General features: G+C 49.4%; 4 protein-coding genes. All 4 read left to right on the top strand.

What is annotated here, in order from left to right:
• Window positions 1-186: 186 nt before the first annotated feature.
• Entirely contained in the window at window positions 187-453 is a 267-nt protein-coding gene (locus KDK13_RS02365) for a BrnT family toxin (RefSeq protein ID WP_257266002.1), read from the top strand.
• Window positions 440-715, top strand: coding sequence for a BrnA antitoxin family protein (locus KDK13_RS02370; protein ID WP_257283204.1), 276 nt, complete (start codon window positions 440-442; stop codon window positions 713-715). The genes KDK13_RS02365 and KDK13_RS02370 overlap by 14 nt, the downstream gene beginning before the upstream one ends.
• 228 nt (window positions 716-943) lie before the next feature.
• Window positions 944-1,165: a hypothetical protein gene (locus KDK13_RS02375; protein WP_257266115.1), complete on the top strand. Its 222-nt coding sequence runs from the start codon at window positions 944-946 to the stop codon at window positions 1,163-1,165.
• A partial coding sequence (locus KDK13_RS02380; protein ID WP_257283205.1) for a type II toxin-antitoxin system PemK/MazF family toxin occupies window positions 1,144-1,352 on the top strand: 209 nt, incomplete at its 3' end. The genes KDK13_RS02375 and KDK13_RS02380, both read left to right, overlap by 22 nt.

Genomic DNA, 1,352 nt, shown 5'->3' on the forward strand with positions numbered 1-1,352 from the left:
ATAATGAAAGACCTGACCCCGATTTTTCATAATGAAAGACCTGACCCCGATTTTTTGACCCCGATTTTTTGACCCCGATTTTTTGACCCCGATTTTTCTTTATAAACAACCACCTATGCTGAGTGCCAGGCCTTCCGGAATGGCTGTTAACTGGCGGGTTTTATTTTTTGTGCATACAATAAATCCATGAAGTACGAGTACGATGCTGACAAAGACGCCACCAACCTGGCCAAGCATGGCCTGCCGCTGTCTGAGGCTGAGCATCTGGAGTGGGATACGCTCTGGGCATGGCAAGACCGTCGCTGTAACTATGGAGAGCAACGGATGGTGGGCCTGGCGTACCTTGGGTTGCGTTTGTGTTGTGTCGTCTACACCGATCGCGGGGATGTTCGCCGGATCATTAGCCTGAGAAAAGCCAACAAACGGGAGATGAAGCGCTATGCCAAAGCTTAAGCCGGGCACTATATGGCCAACCGATGAAGAAGACGCTGCCATCAATGCCGGGATCGCGGCCGACCCGGACACCTTTGAGATCACCGATGAGATGTTTGAGCAAAAGCGAGCCCCGGGCCGACCCAAAGCGCAGGAGACCAAGGAGCGTATTACCATAAGGCTGTCGTCTGAAGTGATTGCGTATTTCCGCGCCACGGGCAAGGGATGGCAGACCCGTATGGACGACGCATTAAAGGAGTATGTTGCTACACGGCGCTTCTGATCAGTAAAAGCTGGGGTCAGGTCTTAAAAGCTGGGGTCAGGTCTTTGATTGTGCAAATCTCTTCCCTCATCACCATAAACGGCAATTGTTATGCACAATGAAAGACCTGACCCAGATTTCTTGCAGATTTCTTGCAATGCGGGGCGGACCATACATGACCCTGATTTTCTTCCCCTCACTACGGGACTAAGCTATCGTTGATGAGCCATTGACACAGGGAGCATGGATATGTTTCAGACTTACAAAGCCACTGTAGATAATCAGGGAAACCTGAAACTGCCAGATAATCTGGTCTTACCCTCAGGATCGAAAGTATTGATAACCATACTTGAAGAATCACCCGGTCAGCAGATTAATGATGAAGCGCTGTTAAGTGAACCGTCACTGGTGGCAGACTGGAATAAGCCAGATGAGGATGAAGCATGGGAATGCCTTCAAAAGGAACAATAGTCACTATTAACTTCCCGTTCTCCGACTTATCGTCCACTAAACGCCGACCGGCACTGGTGCTTGCCAGCGTTAAAAAGGGTGATGTTATTCTCTGCCAGATCACCAGTAAACCCTACTCTGATCCTGCAGCAATTGTTATTACTGCGAACGACTTCAATCAGGGAACCCTCAATCGTGAGAGCTTTGC

Source organism: Endozoicomonas sp. SESOKO1 (assembly GCF_024606265.1).
In the GTDB taxonomy this organism is placed as follows: domain Bacteria; phylum Pseudomonadota; class Gammaproteobacteria; order Pseudomonadales; family Endozoicomonadaceae; genus Endozoicomonas.